This is a genomic window from Streptomyces sp. R21, assembly GCF_041051975.1.
In the GTDB taxonomy this organism is placed as follows: Bacteria; Actinomycetota; Actinomycetes; order Streptomycetales; family Streptomycetaceae; genus Streptomyces.
On the sequence record NZ_CP163435.1, the window covers coordinates 7,794,727 to 7,809,834 of the forward strand.

Sequence of the window (15,108 nt, forward strand, 5' to 3'; positions counted from 1 at the left end):
TCCTCTCGTCCCGCGGCCGGAATGTGAGCTGCTCCACAGTCTTGCACCGGGCACTGACAACGCCCTGCCGCCGACCTTCCTCTCCCTCAGCGGAAGGTGTTGCACCGCGCCATGTCGCCGGTGCCGTAGCCCTGCTGGAACCACTGCCCGCGCTGCGCGGCCGACCCGTGGGTCCAGGACTCCGGGGTCACCCGGCCCTGGAACCTCTCCTGGATCCGGTCGTCACCGACGGCCGCCGCCGCGTCCAGACCGTCGCGGATGTCGGCGTCCGTGAGGCTGGTGATCAGTGGCCTGCCCGTCGACTCGCTCCTCGTGGTCGTCGCGTGGTGCGCCCACACCCCGGCGTAGCAGTCGGCCTGCAGTTCCACCCGCACCGCGTTGCTGTTCGCGCCGGTCCGCCCGTCCTGCGACCTGCTCAGGGTGCCCATCAGGTCCTGCACGTGATGCCCGTACTCGTGCGCCACCACGTACGCCTGCGCGAACGGCCCCCCGCCGGCGCCGAACTTGGTGCGAAGCTCCTCGAAGAAGCCCAGGTCCAGATAGACCTTGCGGTCGCCGGGGCAGTAGAAGGGCCCGACCGCCGAGGTCGCGGCCCCGCAGGCGGTGCCGACCTGTCGGCTGAAGATCACCGTCGGCGACTGCGCGTACGTACCCCTGCGGCGCTGGAATTCCTGCGTCCAGTAGTCCTGCACGCTGTTGACCACCGCCACGATCCGGCAGTCGTCCTTGGTGTTCGCGTCCTGCCCGGTACGGCAGCTCTGCTGGACCTGTGCGAGGGCGGAGGCGGTCGCCGCGGGCTCGTCGCTGCCGGAGGAGAGCCCGAGCTGATCGGGGCCCACTCCCAAGAGCAGGCCCAGTACCAGGGCGATGAGACCGGCGATGCCGCCGCCGACGGCTCCCCGGCCGCCGGGGATCCGACTGCCGCGCACATCCTGCACCTCGGAGGTGTCCAGGTCGGCGTCGTCGTCGAACTGCATGGGCGCACCACTCTCTGCCGAACGGCTCCGTGCCGCCATCGTCGCCCGCTCCCGGGAGCCCGGCGCCGGGCGGAGGTCCGAACGGGCGATGCGCTGCGGGAGGGGTCCGTCGCCGCCTCGCGACGGGGCGAGCATCACAGTGCCGAACCCCTGCACACCGGAAAAGTGGTTGCACGGCCCCGTTAGACTTGGCCCATGGCCATTCTCCTCGCGCATTAGACGGCGGGAACGTCCTCAGCCGTCCACCCCGCCAACGACCTGCCCTGGAGTCTGTCCGTGATCTCCGCCTCCGGTATCGAGCTGCGCGCCGGCGCCCGCATCCTCATCGAGTCCGCCACCTTCCGCATCACGAAGGGCGACCGCATCGGCCTGGTCGGTCGCAACGGCGCGGGCAAGACGACCCTCACCAAGGTCCTCGCAGGTGAGGGCCAGCCGGCCGCCGGCGCCGTCACCCGCTCCGGCGAGGTCGGCTACCTCCCGCAGGACCCGCGCACCGGCGACCTCGACGTGCTCGCCCGCGACCGCGTCCTGTCCGCGCGCGGCCTGGACGTCCTGATCCGCAAGATGCGGGAGAACGAGCAGCGCATCGCCAACGGAAGCGGTGCCACCCGCGAGAAGGCGCTGCGCCAGTACGAGCGCCAGGAGACCGAGTTCCTCACCAAGGGCGGGTACTCCGCCGAGGCCGAGGCCGCCACCATCGCGGCCGCGCTCAACCTGCCCGACCGGGTGCTCGGCCAGCCCCTGCACACACTCTCCGGTGGTCAGCGCCGCCGTATCGAGCTGGCCCGCATCCTGTTCTCCGACGCGGACACCCTGCTGCTCGACGAGCCCACCAACCACCTCGACGCCGACTCGATCGTCTGGCTGCGCGACTACCTGAAGACGTACCGCGGCGGCTTCATCGTGATCTCCCACGACGTCGACCTCGTCGAGACGGTCGTCAACAAGGTCTTCTATCTGGACGCCAACCGCGCCCAGATCGACGTCTACAACATGGGCTGGAAGCTCTACCAGCAGCAGCGCGAGGCCGACGAGAAGCGCCGCAAGCGCGAGCGGCAGAACGCCGAGAAGAAGGCCGCCGCCCTGCACTCGCAGGCCGACAAGATGCGCGCCAAGGCCACCAAGACCGTCGCCGCGCAGAACATGGCCAAGCGCGCCGACCGGCTGCTCGCCGGGCTCGACGCGGTGCGGGTCTCCGACAAGGTCGCCAAGCTGCGCTTCCCGGAGCCCGCGCCCTGCGGCAAGACCCCGCTCATGGCCGAGGGCCTGTCGAAGTCGTACGGCTCGCTGGAGATCTTCACCGACGTCGACCTGGCCATCGACAAGGGCTCCCGCGTCGTCATCCTCGGCCTCAACGGCGCCGGGAAGACCACGCTCCTCAGGCTCCTCGGCGGTGTCGAGACACCCGACACCGGAGGGGTCGTCGAGGGCCACGGCCTCAAGCTCGGCTACTACGCGCAGGAGCACGAGACCCTCGACCCGGAGCGCACGGTCCTGGAGAACATGCGCTCCGCCGCCCCCGACCTGGACCTGGTCGAGGTCCGCAAGACGCTCGGCTCGTTCCTGTTCTCCGGCGACGACGTCGACAAGCCCGCCGGGGTCCTCTCCGGCGGCGAGAAGACACGTCTCGCCCTCGCCACCCTCGTGGTCTCCTCGGCGAACGTCCTCCTGCTCGACGAGCCGACGAACAACCTCGACCCGGCCAGCCGCGAGGAGATCCTCGGCGCGCTGCGCACCTACAAGGGCGCCGTCGTCCTCGTCACCCACGACGAGGGCGCCGTCGAGGCGCTCCAGCCGGAGCGCATCATCCTGCTGCCCGACGGCGTCGAGGACCTGTGGGGCGCCGACTACGCCGACCTGGTCGCCCTCGCCTGACCCGGGGCGACCCCTTCCCGGGCCCCCTGTAAGGGGTCATCCGGCAGGTCATCCCTTCTTGATCGAATGACTGATCCACTGCGTATGGATCATTCGGCCGATCCGTGATCCATCATCTGTGTGAGATCTCCTCGTACCGAGGTGTGTCCTACATCGAATTCACGGCCGAGCCCTTTGCCGCCAAGGGCTCGGCCGTCGTGCGTCGCTGACCTGCTGTTTTGCGGAACCACTCGTTCGGCCGTACGGACAGGGCCCTGCGGAAGGTCGTATTCCGTTCGTGGGGACCGGCTCCTGTCGTCAAAACCTTGTCTTACGGACCTTGCCGAATGGGTGGCCATGAAGGCCGGGAGGGGTGATCATGAGAAGTCCAGAGCGCACTTCCCATGAGGAGGCACGGGTGGCCGAGACTCTGAAGAAGGGCAGCCGGGTAACCGGCGCCGCGCGCGACAAGCTCGCGGCAGACCTGAAGAAGAAGTACGACTCCGGTGCGAGCATCCGAGCGCTGGCCGAAGAGACCGGCCGCTCGTATGGCTTCGTGCACCGGATGCTCAGCGAGTCGGGTGTCACGCTCCGAGGGCGTGGCGGCGCGACGCGGGGCAAGAAGGCCGCCTCGGCCTGAGGCCGGGCGTCCCCATCGGCTTCGGTGGTGACCACCCGGTCGGTCGGTTGATCGGCCGGGTGGTTACTGTGCAGTCACTTAAGGATGTCCTCGTACGGTTCGCCGGCAGGCGGGTCGTACGGGATCCGATCTGACCGCACCCATCGGAGGCGCCCCATGGCTTCGTTCGGCACGGACCTCGGTCCGGTACTCGACAAGGACGGCGTACGGCTCACCGTCGACGAGGCGATCGCCACGGTGACGCTGGCCAACCCGGCCAAACGCAACGCTCAGAGTCCCGCGCTGTGGCGGGCGTTGACGGAAGCCGGGCGGCTGCTGCCGGGCACCGTCCGTGTCGTGGTGCTGCGTGCGGAGGGCAAGTCGTTCTCCGCGGGGCTCGACCGACAGGCGTTCACGCCCGAGGGTTTCGACGGCGAGCCGTCGTTCATCGACCTCGCGCGCGGCGCCGATGCCGAACTCGACGCGACCATCGCCGAGTACCAGGAGGCGTTCACCTGGTGGCGGCGCAGCGACATCGTGTCCATCGCCGCCGTGCAGGGGCACGCCATCGGCGCGGGTTTCCAGCTCGCGCTCACCTGTGACCTGCGCGTCGTCGCCGACGACGTGCAGTTCGCCATGCGCGAGACCAGCCTCGGCCTCGTCCCCGACCTCACGGGCACCCACCCCCTGGTGAGCCTCGTGGGGTACGCCCGCGCGCTCGAGATCTGCGCGACGGGCCGCTTCGTCCACGCCGAGGAGGCCGAGCGCACCGGCCTGGCCAACCTCTCCGTGCCCGCCGACCAGCTCGACGACGCCGTACGCGATCTGGCGTCCGCGCTTCTCGCCGCGCCTCGCGACGCGGTTGTCGAGACGAAGGCACTCCTGCGCGGCGCCCAGGACCGCACCTACGAGGACCAGCGCACCGCCGAGCGAGCGGCCCAGGCACGACGCCTGCGGGACCTGGCCGGCGTCGGCGAATAGCACTGCCCCCGCCGGACGGGCCCTAGCCCACCGCCGTCACCAGCACGGCCACCGAAGGGTGGTCCGGCAGGGCGGCGGTGACCGTGGTGCGGACCTCGTGCGTCACGTCGAGGGTGCGCAGGTGGGGTGCGACCGCCAGTTCGACGCGGACGTGCCGGCGGGGCAGGGCGGCTTCCGGGCCGGGGCGGTCCTCGATGTGCACGGCACGGCCGAGGCCGCCCAGGACGCCGGTCAGACGCGTCACGCCCGGGACGGAGAGCGCGGCGGCGGCCACCCGGGACTCGTCGGTGTCCGCGATGTCCTCCGGCGCGCGGCCAGGGGGCGCCGCCGGCTCCTTGTCCGCGCCGGTGACGACGGGTTCCTCGCTGTCCAGCAGCCCCGTCACCCGCAGGTCCACGTCCGTGACCGTCAGGCCCAGCCGCTCCGCAGCGGCTGCGGCGAGGGCGGCGCGGAGACGGGCCGCGGTCACCGGGAGCGGCTCGCCCCCCGGAGCCGTGGGGTCCGCCGAGGCCGCGAACTCCGCGCCGACGCGCAGCGGGCCCGGCGGCAGCGCGCTCGGAGGCGGCGGTACGACGGCGGCCGCGGGAGTGTCCGCCGGATCGGCGAGGGCAATCCGCAGCGCGCCGAGCCGCACACCGCGCACAGCGGCCGCCGCGCGCCGCAGCACCGCCCCGGCCGCCTCCTCCGTGATCCAGGCGCCGTCACCCGGCCCGCCTAGCGGCAGCACCCTGCCGACCCCGAGCTGTTGCCTCACCGCACGTGTCCATTGATCCGCCGTCATTCCTCCAGCCTGCCGCATCCCTGGCGCGCGACCGGGCAACCCCACCTACTGTGGGCAAAGGAGGACAACCGGAGACGACCGGAAGGGACGTACGGCGATGACCGACATGACCGAACGAAAGCGACCGGAGACTCCTGAGGGCGAGACGGAACAGCTGGGGACCCGTAAGCCCACCAGGCGCGGCGGAGGCGATCCCGCCACCCGGGGACGGACCACGATCGCCGACGGTGTCGTGGAGAAGATCGCCGGGCTGGCCGCCCGAGACGTCCCCGGCGTCCATGCGATGGGCAGCGGACTGAGCCGGACCTTCGGAGCGGTGCGCGACAGGGTGCCCGGTGGCACGAAATCCGTCACCCGGGGTGTCAAGGTCGAGGTCGGCGAGCTGCAGACCGCGCTCGACCTGGAGATCGTCGTCGACTACGGGGTGTCCATCGCGGATGTCGCCCAGGCCGTACGGGAGAACGTGATCGCGGCCGTGGAGCGCATGACGGGCCTCGAAGTCGTCGAGGTCAACATCGCCGTCAGCGACGTGAAGCTGCCGGACGAGGAGGACGACGAGCCCGAGTCCCGGCTCCAGTGACACCCCGGCCACCAGACCGCTGAGGAGCGCACCATGAGCACAGCCGTGATCGGCATGATCGCCGGAATGGCGCTGGGCTTCGCCGGCTACTTCGGCGGATTCGGGGCCTTCCTGCTGGTGGCCGCGCTGGGCGCCATCGGCTTCGTCGTCGGACGGTTCCTGGAGGGGGACCTGGACGTCGGTGACTTCTTCCGCACCCGCCACGACCGGCGCCGGTGACCCCCGTGACCGATCGGCCCGGTGAGACCCGTCGGCCCCCGCCGGCCGTCGCCGCGGCCGAACGCGGCGCGACCCGCATCGCCGACCGCGTCGTCGCCAAGATCGCCTCGCAGGCGGCCCGCGAGGCGCTCGACGTGCTGCCCCCCGGCGCCGTACCCCCGCACGCCACCGTCGTCGTGCACCACGAAAGTGTCCGTGTCCGCGTCAGCGTCGAACTCGGCTACCCCGCCGACATCGGTGGCCGGTGCAACGCGGTGCGTCGCCAAGTCGCCGAGCGGGTAAAGGCGTTGGCGGGGATGGAAGTGCCGGAGGTGGCCGTCCGCGTGGAGCGACTGCACCTGAGAGCGGCACCCGGCGCGGCAGAGGGGAGGACGCGATGACCGAGCCCCAGGGCTCCGAGAACCCGTCCGAGAACAGTACCCAGCGGCTTCCCGTCCTGGAGAAGACCGCCGAGAGCGAACTCGGCCAGTCGGCCTCCGCGGCGGCGTACGAACCGCTGCCCACGATGGACGACGAGGACGGCGGCGAAGGCCGGTTCTGGTCGGCGCGCCGCGTCCCCGCGGGAATCCTCGCGCTGCTGATCCTGGCCGGCGCGGGCGTCCTCCTCTACGACATCGCCGCCGTCCGGGCCGACCATCCCGCCATGGAGTGGCGCCGGACCCTCGCCCGGCAGCTCGCCGAACGCCCCCTCGACGACACCTGGGTGCTCGTCGGAGCCGGCGTCGCGACCGCTCTCGGGATCTGGCTGCTCGTGCTCGCGGCCACCCCCGGACTTCGCGACGTACTGTCCATGCGGCGCGCCCACGCCGACGTACGGGCCGGGCTGCACCGCGGCGCCGCCGCGACGGCGCTGCGCGACCGGGCCATGGAGGTCTCCGGGGTCCAGTCGGTCCGGGTCCGCGTGGGGCGCTCCCGGGTCGACGTCCGCGCGGTCTCGCACTTCCGTGAACTCGACGACGTAAGGGCCGACTTGGACACCACGCTCGCTGACGGCATCCGGGGGCTCGGGCTGTCCCGGCGGCCCGCCCTGTCGGTGCACGTCGGGCGTCCCGGCCGGAAGGGGTGAGCGCGATGCTCAGGATCGTCAACCGCGTCCTGCTCGGGTTCGCCGGGCTGGTCCTCGTGCTGCTCGGCGGCTCCGTGCTCGCCGTGGGACTCGGGCTGAAGCCGCCGTCCTGGTGGATCCACGACGGCCGGCACGACGTGCTGCTGAGCGACGCCGAACGCACCCGCTGGCGGGACGACGGCTGGTGGTGGCCGACCGTCATCGCCGTACTCGCCGTCTGTGTGCTGCTCGCCCTGTGGTGGCTGACCGCGGTGCTGCGCCGGCGCCGGCTCGCGGAGGTGCTCGTCGACACCGGCGACGGAGAGGGGGCGCTGCTGCGCGGCCGGGCCCTGGAAGGCGTACTCGCCGATGAGGCAGGGCAGTTGGACGGTGTCCAGCGGGCGCAGGTCCTGCTGACCGGGCGGCGCAGCAGCCCGGAGACCCGGGTGCAGCTCCTGCTGGAACCCCATGTGGACCCCGGCCGGGCCCTGCACTCGCTGACCACGGAGGCCCTCGCCCACGCACGGGACTCGGCCGGACTCGCCGCCCTCCCCGCGGAGGTACGCCTCCGCGGGGTCAAACACCGGGCCGAGCGGGTGAGCTGATGCGCCGGGTCTAGAACCCGGCGCGCATGCCGCCGTCCACCGGCAGCATGATGCCCGTCAGATACGACGCCGCCGGTGAGAGCAGGAACGCGGCCGCGCGGCCGAACTCCTCCGGGGTGCCGTAGCGGCGCAGCGGGATGCGGGACTCGTTGGCGGCGCGAGTGGCCTCCGGGTCGGCGGAGTAGCCGTCGAGTTCGCGGACGCGGTCGGTGTCGATGCGGGACGGGAGCAGGCCGATCACGCGGATGCCGCGCGGGCCCAGCTCGTCCGCGAGGGACTTGGCGAAGCCCGCGAGGCCGGGGCGCAGACCGTTGGAGATGGTCAGGCCCGGGATCGGCTCGTACACCGAGCCGGAGAGCACGAAACCGATGACACCGCCCTCGTCGAGTTCCGCCGCGGCCGCCCGGGCCAGCCGTACGGCCCCCAGGAAGACGGACTCGAACGCGGCCGTCCACTGCTCGTCGGTGTTGTCGGCGACGAACCCGGGCGCCGGGCCGCCGACGCTGATCAGGATGCCGTCGAAGCCGCCGAAGTGCTCACGCGCGGCCGCGATCAGCCGGGCCGCGGCCGCCGGGTCGGCGTTGTCCGCGGCCACCCCGACCGCGTTCGGGCCGAGCGCGGACGCGGCGTCGGCGACGCTCTTCTCGTCCCGCCCCGTGATGATCACCTTCGCGCCGTCGGCGACGAGCTCACGCGCGGCGGCGCTGCCCAGGCCACGGGTGGCCCCCGTGACGACGTACACCCGGTCCTTCAGTCCAAGATCCATGGCCTCTATCCTGCCTCGTCGGCACTGGACGCCCCATCCTGCCCCTCCTCGTGGAAGAGGGCGAGGGCCGTGTTCACCAGACCGATGTGGCTGAACGCCTGCGGGTAGTTGCCGAGTTGGCGGCCACTGACGGGGTCGTACTCCTCCGAGAGCAGGCCGACGTCGTTGGCGACGCCCACCACGCGGTCGAACAGCTCCCGGGCCTCCTTCGTGCGGCCCGTCATGTGCAGCGCGTCGGCGAGCCAGAACGAGCAGACCAGGAACGTTCCCTCGCTGCCCGGCAGCCCGTCGACGACCGTCTCCTCGGAGCTGTAGCGGCGCATGAACCCGGCGTGGCCCAGTTCCTCGCGCACCGCGTCGATGGTGCCGATCACCCGTGGATCGTCGGGCGGCAGGAAACCGACGCGCGGGATGAGCAGCAGCGCGGCGTCCAGCTCCCGCGAACCGTAGGCCTGCGTGAAGGTGTTCCGCTCGACGTCGAAGCCCCGCTCGCACACCTCGCGGTGCACCTCCTCGCGCATCGCGCGCCAGCCGTCCAGGTCGCCGCGCAGCTTCGGATCGCCCTCCAGGGTGCGCACCGCGCGGTCGGCGGCCACCCAGGCCATCACCTTCGAGTAGACGAAGTGGCGGCGCCCGCCGCGCACCTCCCACAGCCCCTCGTCCGGCTGCCGCCACGCCGTCTGCAGGAACTCCATCAGCGCGCACTGAAGCCGCCACATGTGCGGCTTCACGGACAGGCCCGACTCCCGGGCCAGCGCCAGCGAGTCCATGACCTCGCCGTACACGTCCAGTTGCAGCTGATTCACGGCGTCGTTGCCGATCCGGACCGGAGCCGAGCCCGCGAAGCCGGACAGCCACCCCAACTCCTGCTCGGGAAGGCGGCGCTCCCCGGCGATCCCGTACATGATCTGCAGATCGGCCGGATCGCCCGCCACCGCGCGCAGCAGCCAGTCGCGCCAGGCCTCGGCCTCGTCGTGGTAACCCGCCGACAGGAGCGCGCCGAGGGTCAGGGTGGAGTCGCGCAGCCAGCAGTAGCGGTAGTCCCAGTTGCGGACGCCGCCGAATTCCTCCGGCAGCGAGGTGGTGGGGGCGGCCACGATGCCGCCGGTCGGCTGGTACGTGAGGGCCTTGAGGGTGATCAGGGAGCGGACGACGATGTCCCGGTACGGCCCGTCGTAGCGGCAGCGGGCCGCCCACTCCTGCCACTCCTCGACACTGCAGCGCAGCGCGTCGTACGGGTCCATGAGCGGCGGACGCGGCTCGTGCGAGGGATGCCAGGTGAGTACGAAGGCGACCTTCTCGCCCTCGGCGACCGTGAACTCCGAGTGCGTACCGAAGTCCTTGCCCCAGGTGTGCACCTGGGGCTCACTGCGCAGCCACACCGAGTCCGGGCCCGCGATCGCCACGCGATGGCCGTTCGCCCTGCGCATCCACGGCACGATCGAGCCGTAGTCGAAGCGCAGCCGGATCGTGCTGCGCACCGTCACACGGCCGCTGAGGCCCTCCACGACGCGTACGAGATCGGATGCCTTGTCGCGCTGCGGCATCAGGTCGGTGACACGGACCGCGCCCTCGTCGGTCTCCCACTCGGAGTCGAGCACCAGGGTGTCCGGCCGGTAGGCGCGCCGGGTGCAGAGGCCCGCCCCCTTCGGTGCGATCCGCCAGTGGCCGTTGTCCTTGTCGCCCAGGAGCGCCGCGAAGCAGGCTCCCGAGTCGAACCGTGGCAGACAGAGCCAGTCGACGGAGCCGTCGCGCCCCACCAGGGCAGCGGTCCGTTCGTCGCCGATGAGCGCGTAGTCCTCGATACGTCGATGCACGTGTGCCGGGTTCCCTGCGGCGGGCGGGCGCAATCCGTGCAAGGGCCGGGAGGGTGACACGGGCGCTCCTGAGGCTCGGGCTGTCCCGGCGTCAGACGGCGACGGGAGCTTCTTCCACTGCTTCCTTCGCGGCGGCCTCCTCGCGGTCCCGGCGTTCGCGGCGGGCCAGGACCACCCAGCCGACGGGGACGCCCGCCGAGAACAGCCACCACTGGATGGCGTACGCCATGTGCGGGCCGATGTCGCTGTGCTCGGGGTCGGAGAGCAGCTCGGGGGAGTTGTGCGCGGGTTCGGGCGAGGTCTGCTCGATGTACCCGCCGAGGACCTGCTTGCCGAGCGACTTCGCCTGCTGCTCGCTGTTGATCAGCATGACCTGGCGGTCGGGCAGGCCCTGGACGTTCTTGATGCCGCTGTCGGCGGTCGTCTCGTCGGCCATCAGCCGCCCGGTGACGGTGATCTCGCCCTTCGCGGGCTTCGGGATCTTCGGGAACGCGGTCTGCGCGCCGTCCGCCGGGATCCAGCCGCGGTTGACCATGAGCACCCGGCCGTCGTCGAGGACGAACGGCGTCAGGACGTGGAAGCCGACCTCGTCGTCGGAGTTCGTGCGGCGCCGGACGACGACCTCGTGCGCGGTGTCGAAGGTGCCCTTCGCGGTGACGCGGCGATAGAGGTCGTCGTGCCTGATGTGGTGCCCGGGGGAGGTCAGCGACTCGGCGGGCACCGGCTTCGCGGACAGCGAGTTGGAGATCACCTTGTTCAGGGCGACCTTGTGCTCGTGCCGGTGCAGCTGCCAGAAGCCCAGTTTGATCATGGTCGGGATCAGCAGAAGCGTCACGAGGGTGAGGATCACCCACTGCCGGGACAACAGGAAGCGGTACACCCCATTGACGGTACTCGGGGCGAATCGGCTCCCGACGGGAGGGTCCCGTCGAGAGCCGCGGGCCCGCTGGTGCGGGGCTCACACCTTGTCGACGATCCCCACCTTCCCCTCGGCGCGGGCGCAGTGCGCGCCGCAGAACCAGTGGCCCTCGACCTCGACTCCCTGGCCGATGACCTGGACGCGACAGTGCTCGCAGATGGGGGCCATCCGGTGGATCGCGCAGGAGAAGCAGTCGAAGACATGCACCGCGCCCTGCGCGTGCACCTCGAACGTCATGCCGTAGTCATTGCCACATACTTCGCATCTCGCCATGCGCCACAGGGTGGGGTGCCGACGCGGCCCGGGCGAGCGGGCGCCGGGCGAGTCGCCCGGCAATCACCCGTACGTCCGTCAGCGGGACCGCGATCACGCCGGTGACGCCGGCTCCACGTCCCGCAGCAGCTGACCGAAGGCCGCCTCGTCGATCACCGGGGTGCCGAACTGGCGGGCCTTGACCACCTTGGAGGTGGCCGAGTCCGGGTCGTTGGTGACGAGGAGGCTGGTCAGCCGGGACACGCTCGTCGCGACATGGAGCCCGGCCTCGACGGCGCGGTCCTCCAGCAGTTCGCGGTCGACCGAGGTGTCCCCGGAGAACGCGACCCGCATGCCCTGCTTGAGCGGTTTGCCGTCTTCGTAGCGACCTGGGTTGGGATGGGGGCATGCGGGACGTTTGCGTGAAGGGCGCCAACTGGTCGGCCGGTAGCCCCCGGAGGACTGCTGACCGATCCGCGGGGAGGTGCTGTCGGACCACTCCTTGAGCGGCAGGCACTCCAGCAGCGGCAGCCGTACCCCGCCGCGGGCGGCGGCGCGCAGGCTGGGCCGGAACGCCTCGGCGAGCACGCGCGCGTCGTCCAGCGCGTGGTGCGCGCGCTGCTGGACGACACCGAAGTGCGCGGCGAGCGACTCCAGCTTGTGGTTGGGCAGCGGAAGCCCCAGCTCCTTGGAGAGGGCGATGGTGCACAGCCGCTGCCGCACCGGCGCCTCGCGCTGCGCACGCGCGTACTCCCGGGCGATCATCGACCAGTCGAAGACCGCGTTGTGCGCGACGAGCACGCGGTCCGCGAGGCGGCCGGCGAACTCCTCGGCGATGTCCGGGAAGAGGGGCGCCCCCTCCAGCATCTCGGTCGTCAGACCGTGGATCCAGACCGGGCCCGGGTCCCGCTCCGGGTTGACCATCGTGTACCAGTGGTCCTCGACCTCGCCGCGCGCGTCCAGCCGGTAGACGGCGGCCGAGATTATCCGGTCGTCCCGGGCCAGGCCGGTGGTCTCCACGTCGACGACCGCGTACCCCTGTGGATACGCGGCCGGCCAGGAGGCTGGGGACGCTGCGGTCGTCAGGTCTTCGAGCATGGTCCCTGAGGATACGGGCCATGACTGACAGCGCCGTAGCCGCCGTCCTGGAACGGGGGGCCTTCGTGGCTCGTCGGGCGGCCACGCGCGCGTGGAGCCCGCAATCGCGCCGGGCTGTCACGGAGTTGACGGCCCCGCCCCGGCAGCAAGATCCACTCCGGGCTCATCTCCGCGGCCCCGGACCCGCCCCCGGCCCGAGCAGCGACTCCACCAGCGCCCGTACGGAGACGGTGAACAGCCTCTCCTGGTCCACCGGGCGGGCCAGCGCGCGGGCCAGTGCCCCGTCGTCCCCGGCGGCGCCCGCGTCCCACAGCTCCTCCTCGGCGGGCCGCTGCACGGGAGCGCGTTCGCGGTTGCGCTCGACCAGGACGAAGCCGACGACCTGGAACTGCACCGCACGTACCGCCTCGGCGGCGCGGGCGCCCCGCAGCCCCGCCGCGTGCACCTCGCGCACCAGCACCTGCTGGGCGGGCAGGAACATCCGCTCCGTCAGACCGCGCTCGTGCACCATCGCGACGAGGTGCGGATGGTCGCGCAGCCGCCGGCGCAGGGCGCGCGCCACGGACACGACGCGCTGCGCCGGTGTGCGCCCGGCGGGGCGGATCTCGCCGAGGTCGGCGACGGTCCGCTCGACGAGCGCGTCGAGCAGGGACTCGCGGTTGCCGACGTGCCAGTAGATCGAGGTGACGGCGGTGCCCAGCTCCGCGGCGAGCTTGCGCATCGTCAGGGACTCGGGACCGTGCTGCTTCACCAGGTTCGCGGCGGTCTCCAGGACTTCTTCGCGGGTGAGTGCCGGTCTCGCCATGGTGCCCCCAACTCTCGCTCGTGCACGCGTATTTACCCATCGCGCACTGTGCTGTAACTCTGTTACAGACCCCCGGTGAGAGGCACGACCTACGAAGGGCGGCACACATGGCACGAGTGCGGTACGGCGCGCGGACCGAGGCGGAGATCGCGGCCGCGCGCACCGCGAGCTCCAGGCTCCCCGACATCTGGTCCACCGGAGTGGTGGCCGTCTGGGAGAGCGATCCCGACGCGGTCGCGGCGGTCCTGCCGCCCCCGCTCAAACCCACCGGGCGCCCCCTGGTGCGGGTCAACATCAGCAGGGTCGACCTGCCCGGATACCCGCTCGGTGCGGGCTCGTTCGGCGTCGCCGCCCAGCACGACGGTGTCGAGGGCTGGTATCCGCTGGTCATGCCGATGACCCACGAGCGGGCGCTGATCGGCGGGCGCGAGGTCTTCGGGGAGCCCAAGAAGCTCGGCGAGGTGACGGTCGAGCGCGACGGCCTCGTCGTACGCGCCGCACTCGCCCGGCACGGCATCGCGTTCGTCGAGGTGCGCGGCGCGGTGAGCGGAGCCCTGCCGCTGCCCGAGCCGACCCGGAAGACCGACTTCTACTTCAAGTTCCTTCCCGCGGTGGACGGTTCGGGCTTCGACGCCGACCCCGTCCTGGTGCACTGCGTGCGGGGCGAGAAGGTGCGCAAGCTGGAGCGCGTCACCGGGGACGTCGTGCTGCGCGAGTCGATGTACGACCCGGTCGCCGACCTCCCCGTACGCGAACTCGTCGAGATCACCATCGGCGAGAAGACCACCGACCAGCAGGGCCGGGTCGTCGAACGGGTCAGCGGGCAGGCCCTGTTGCCCTACATCCACCAGCGCTACGACGACCCGCAGCAGATCCTCGACGGGCCGCCCGCGGGGAGTGTCTGATGCGGCTGCGGGAGGGACAGGTCGCGGTCGTCACGGGCGCGGCGAGCGGTATCGGGCTCGCCATGGCGCGCCGGTTCGCGGCGGACGGGCTGAAGGTGGTCCTCGCCGACGTCGAGGAGGGCGCGCTGGAGAAGGCCGCCGCGGGGCTGCGAGAGGACGGGGCCGTCGTGCACGCGCGCGTGGTGGACGTCGGGGAGCGCGCGCGGGTGCTGGCGCTCGCCGAGGACGTCTACGACCGGTTCGGCGCGGTGCACGTGCTGTGCAACAACGCGGGCGTCGGCTCCGGCGCCGAGGGCCGCATGTGGGAGCACGACCCGAATGACTGGAAGTGGGCCTTCGCGGTCAACGTCTGGGGTGTCTTCCACGGCATCCAGGCCTTCGTTCCCCGGATGATCGCCTCGGGGGAGCCGGGGCACGTCGTCAACACCTCGTCGGGCGACGGCGGGATCGCCCCGTTGCCCACCGCCTCCGTGTACGCCGTCACCAAGGCGGCCGTCGTGACGATGACCGAGTCGCTGTACGCGCATCTGAAGGCGGAGCACGCGCGCGTGGGTGCCTCCGTGCTCTTCCCGGGACCCCACATGCTCCGCACGGGCCTGTGGGAGTCGCACCGCAACCGGCCCGAGCGGTACGCGAAGGAGAGGCCGCGCAAGACGCCGTACCGCAGCCTCGGCCAGTGGGAGGCCGCGATGAAGGAGGCCGGCCACGAGGTGATGTTCACGCCGGTCGAGGAGGTCGCCGACCTGGTCGCGGACGGCATCGCGGCGGACCGCTTCTGGCTGCTGCCCGAGAGCGAGCACAGCGACCGGCAGATCCGCGCGCGGTCGCAGTCGATGCTCGACCGGGCCGACCCGTCGTACTTGGAGAACTTCATCCTCGACTGAA

Annotated in this window: 18 protein-coding genes; 10 read left to right on the forward strand and 8 right to left on the reverse strand. The window is 71.7% G+C overall.

Features of this window, described 5'->3' with window-relative positions:
* Window positions 1-86: 86 nt before the first annotated feature.
* A complete protein-coding gene (locus AB5J56_RS34655; RefSeq protein ID WP_369238621.1) occupies window positions 87-977 on the reverse strand; it encodes a neutral zinc metallopeptidase in 891 nt (296 codons plus the stop codon).
* 276 nt (window positions 978-1,253) lie between these two features.
* Between AB5J56_RS34655 and AB5J56_RS34660 the strand changes: the two genes are divergently transcribed.
* From AB5J56_RS34660 to AB5J56_RS34670, 3 genes are all read left to right on the forward strand, one after another.
* Window positions 1,254-2,852 carry an ABC-F family ATP-binding cassette domain-containing protein gene (locus AB5J56_RS34660; RefSeq protein WP_369238623.1) on the forward strand — a complete coding sequence of 533 codons (1,599 nt, stop codon included), beginning with the start codon at window positions 1,254-1,256 and terminating at the stop codon, window positions 2,850-2,852.
* Window positions 2,853-3,249: 397 nt separating this feature from the next.
* Entirely contained in the window at window positions 3,250-3,471 is a 222-nt protein-coding gene (locus AB5J56_RS34665) for a helix-turn-helix domain-containing protein (RefSeq protein ID WP_006123601.1), read from the forward strand.
* 156 nt (window positions 3,472-3,627) lie between these two features.
* A complete protein-coding gene (locus AB5J56_RS34670; RefSeq protein WP_369238625.1) occupies window positions 3,628-4,431 on the forward strand; it encodes an enoyl-CoA hydratase/isomerase family protein in 804 nt (267 codons plus the stop codon).
* 22 nt (window positions 4,432-4,453) lie between these two features.
* On the opposite strand, the gene AB5J56_RS34675 is transcribed toward AB5J56_RS34670, so the two are convergent.
* Complete coding sequence (locus tag AB5J56_RS34675; RefSeq protein WP_369238627.1) at window positions 4,454-5,212, reverse strand: nucleopolyhedrovirus P10 family protein; 759 nt, start codon at window positions 5,210-5,212, stop codon at window positions 4,454-4,456.
* Window positions 5,213-5,309: 97 nt separating this feature from the next.
* Here AB5J56_RS34675 and AB5J56_RS34680 point away from each other — a divergent pair, with 97 nt between their 5' ends.
* Genes AB5J56_RS34680 through amaP form a run of 5 tightly spaced genes read left to right on the forward strand, consistent with a single transcriptional unit; the run spans window position 5,310 to window position 7,661 of the window.
* Entirely contained in the window at window positions 5,310-5,792 is a 483-nt protein-coding gene (locus AB5J56_RS34680; RefSeq protein WP_369238629.1) for an Asp23/Gls24 family envelope stress response protein, read from the forward strand.
* Between the two features lie 33 nt (window positions 5,793-5,825).
* The gene (locus AB5J56_RS34685) at window positions 5,826-6,011 is read left to right on the forward strand and encodes a hypothetical protein (RefSeq protein ID WP_369238631.1); all 186 of its coding nucleotides are present in this window, start codon (window positions 5,826-5,828) and stop codon (window positions 6,009-6,011) included.
* Between the two features lie 5 nt (window positions 6,012-6,016).
* The gene (locus AB5J56_RS34690; RefSeq protein ID WP_369238633.1) at window positions 6,017-6,391 is read left to right on the forward strand and encodes an Asp23/Gls24 family envelope stress response protein; all 375 of its coding nucleotides are present in this window, start codon (window positions 6,017-6,019) and stop codon (window positions 6,389-6,391) included.
* On the forward strand, window positions 6,388-7,077 hold the full coding sequence (locus tag AB5J56_RS34695; RefSeq protein WP_369238635.1) for a DUF6286 domain-containing protein: 690 nt from the start codon (window positions 6,388-6,390) through the stop codon (window positions 7,075-7,077). The genes AB5J56_RS34690 and AB5J56_RS34695 overlap by 4 nt, the downstream gene beginning before the upstream one ends.
* Before the next feature lie 5 nt (window positions 7,078-7,082).
* Window positions 7,083-7,661 (forward strand): alkaline shock response membrane anchor protein AmaP, encoded by a 579-nt coding sequence (amaP, locus tag AB5J56_RS34700; RefSeq protein ID WP_369238637.1) that lies wholly within the window; start codon window positions 7,083-7,085, stop codon window positions 7,659-7,661.
* Between the two features lie 10 nt (window positions 7,662-7,671).
* Here the strand turns inward: amaP and AB5J56_RS34705 are convergent, their stop codons facing one another.
* From AB5J56_RS34705 to AB5J56_RS34730, 6 genes are all read right to left on the reverse strand, one after another.
* Entirely contained in the window at window positions 7,672-8,427 is a 756-nt protein-coding gene (locus AB5J56_RS34705; protein WP_369238639.1) for an SDR family oxidoreductase, read from the reverse strand.
* A 5-nt stretch (window positions 8,428-8,432) separates the two neighbouring features.
* Window positions 8,433-10,244: a glycoside hydrolase family 15 protein gene (locus tag AB5J56_RS34710; protein ID WP_369238641.1), complete on the reverse strand. Its 1,812-nt coding sequence runs from the start codon at window positions 10,242-10,244 to the stop codon at window positions 8,433-8,435.
* Between the two features lie 91 nt (window positions 10,245-10,335).
* Entirely contained in the window at window positions 10,336-11,124 is a 789-nt protein-coding gene (locus AB5J56_RS34715) for an SURF1 family protein (protein ID WP_369238643.1), read from the reverse strand.
* Window positions 11,125-11,202: 78 nt separating this feature from the next.
* Window positions 11,203-11,436: a hypothetical protein gene (locus AB5J56_RS34720; protein WP_369238645.1), complete on the reverse strand. Its 234-nt coding sequence runs from the start codon at window positions 11,434-11,436 to the stop codon at window positions 11,203-11,205.
* A gap of 93 nt (window positions 11,437-11,529) precedes the next feature.
* Window positions 11,530-12,513 carry a DEDDh family exonuclease gene (locus AB5J56_RS34725; protein ID WP_369238647.1) on the reverse strand — a complete coding sequence of 328 codons (984 nt, stop codon included), beginning with the start codon at window positions 12,511-12,513 and terminating at the stop codon, window positions 11,530-11,532.
* Between the two features lie 163 nt (window positions 12,514-12,676).
* On the reverse strand, window positions 12,677-13,318 hold the full coding sequence (locus AB5J56_RS34730) for a TetR/AcrR family transcriptional regulator (protein WP_369238649.1): 642 nt from the start codon (window positions 13,316-13,318) through the stop codon (window positions 12,677-12,679).
* Window positions 13,319-13,425: 107 nt separating this feature from the next.
* Between AB5J56_RS34730 and AB5J56_RS34735 the strand changes: the two genes are divergently transcribed.
* Entirely contained in the window at window positions 13,426-14,223 is a 798-nt protein-coding gene (locus tag AB5J56_RS34735) for an acetoacetate decarboxylase family protein (protein ID WP_369238651.1), read from the forward strand.
* On the forward strand, window positions 14,223-15,107 hold the full coding sequence (locus AB5J56_RS34740; protein ID WP_369238653.1) for an SDR family NAD(P)-dependent oxidoreductase: 885 nt from the start codon (window positions 14,223-14,225) through the stop codon (window positions 15,105-15,107). Before AB5J56_RS34735 ends, AB5J56_RS34740 begins: the two co-directional genes overlap by 1 nt.
* Window position 15,108: the final 1 nt, after the last annotated feature.

What these genes read in the sequence shown, in the direction of transcription:
- AB5J56_RS34720 (WP_369238645.1), bottom strand. Translation starts at nt 11,436, where the DNA reads ATGGCGAGATGCGAAGTATGTGGCAATGACTACGGCATGACGTTCGAG.
- AB5J56_RS34740 (WP_369238653.1), top strand. Translation starts at nt 14,223, where the DNA reads ATGCGGCTGCGGGAGGGACAGGTCGCGGTCGTCACGGGCGCGGCGAGC.
- amaP (WP_369238637.1), top strand. Translation starts at nt 7,083, where the DNA reads ATGCTCAGGATCGTCAACCGCGTCCTGCTCGGGTTCGCCGGGCTGGTC.
- AB5J56_RS34695 (WP_369238635.1), top strand. Translation starts at nt 6,388, where the DNA reads ATGACCGAGCCCCAGGGCTCCGAGAACCCGTCCGAGAACAGTACCCAG.
- AB5J56_RS34725 (WP_369238647.1), bottom strand. Translation starts at nt 12,513, where the DNA reads ATGCTCGAAGACCTGACGACCGCAGCGTCCCCAGCCTCCTGGCCGGCC.
- AB5J56_RS34675 (WP_369238627.1), bottom strand. Translation starts at nt 5,212, where the DNA reads ATGACGGCGGATCAATGGACACGTGCGGTGAGGCAACAGCTCGGGGTC.
- AB5J56_RS34670 (WP_369238625.1), top strand. Translation starts at nt 3,628, where the DNA reads ATGGCTTCGTTCGGCACGGACCTCGGTCCGGTACTCGACAAGGACGGC.
- AB5J56_RS34730 (WP_369238649.1), bottom strand. Translation starts at nt 13,318, where the DNA reads ATGGCGAGACCGGCACTCACCCGCGAAGAAGTCCTGGAGACCGCCGCG.
- AB5J56_RS34735 (WP_369238651.1), top strand. Translation starts at nt 13,426, where the DNA reads ATGGCACGAGTGCGGTACGGCGCGCGGACCGAGGCGGAGATCGCGGCC.
- AB5J56_RS34680 (WP_369238629.1), top strand. Translation starts at nt 5,310, where the DNA reads ATGACCGACATGACCGAACGAAAGCGACCGGAGACTCCTGAGGGCGAG.
- AB5J56_RS34705 (WP_369238639.1), bottom strand. Translation starts at nt 8,427, where the DNA reads ATGGATCTTGGACTGAAGGACCGGGTGTACGTCGTCACGGGGGCCACC.
- AB5J56_RS34685 (WP_369238631.1), top strand. Translation starts at nt 5,826, where the DNA reads ATGAGCACAGCCGTGATCGGCATGATCGCCGGAATGGCGCTGGGCTTC.
- AB5J56_RS34655 (WP_369238621.1), bottom strand. Translation starts at nt 977, where the DNA reads ATGCAGTTCGACGACGACGCCGACCTGGACACCTCCGAGGTGCAGGAT.